This is a genomic window from Pseudomonas agronomica, from assembly GCF_025917275.1.
In the GTDB taxonomy this organism is placed as follows: Bacteria; Pseudomonadota; Gammaproteobacteria; order Pseudomonadales; family Pseudomonadaceae; genus Aquipseudomonas; species Aquipseudomonas agronomica.
The window spans coordinates 1-690 of record NZ_JAOSHO010000967.1 but is presented as its reverse complement, the minus strand read 5'-3'; the positions used below and the strand labels follow the sequence as shown (position 1 = coordinate 690).

1 protein-coding gene is annotated in these 690 nt (G+C 62.5%); it reads left to right on the top strand.

Annotation, left to right across the window (positions count from 1 at the left end):
* On the top strand, positions 1 to 690 hold a 690-nt coding region (locus OC610_RS28410; protein WP_264433050.1), incomplete at both ends, for an OprD family porin.

The window sequence follows — 690 nt, the reverse complement described above, 5'->3', positions numbered from 1 at the left end:
TCCCTGCCGCAAACCTTCCGTGGCGGCCAGGTGACCTCCACCGAGATCAACGGTCTGACGCTCTACGGCGGCCAGTTCCGCGCCAACAGCCCGCGCAACGACGCGAGCATGGAAGACATGTCGATGAACGGCCGCAGTGCTTTCACCTCCGACCGTTTCAACTTCGGCGGCGGCGAATACGCCTTCAACGAAAAACGCACCCAGGTCGGCGTCTGGTACGCGGAACTGTCCGACATCTACCAGCAACAATATTTCAACCTGACCCACAGCCAGCCGATCGGCGACTGGACCCTGGGCGCCAACCTCGGCTACTTCACTGGCAAGGAAGACGGCAGTGCACTGGCCGGCGACCTCGACAACAAAACCGCATTCGCCATGCTTTCCGCCAAATACGGCGGCAACACCTTCTACGTCGGCCTGCAGAAAGTCGGCGGCGACGATGCCTGGATGCGCGTCAACGGCACCAGCGGCGGCACCCTGGCGAACGACAGCTACAACTCCAGCTACGACAACGCCAAGGAAAAATCCTGGCAAGTGCGCCACGACTTCAACTTCGCCGCCGTCGGCGTGCCGGGCCTGACCCTGATGAACCGCTACATCAGCGGCGACAACGTGCACACCGCCACCGTCGATGACGGCAAGGAATGGGGTCGTGAAAGTGAGCTGGCCTACACCGTGCAGAGCGGCGCG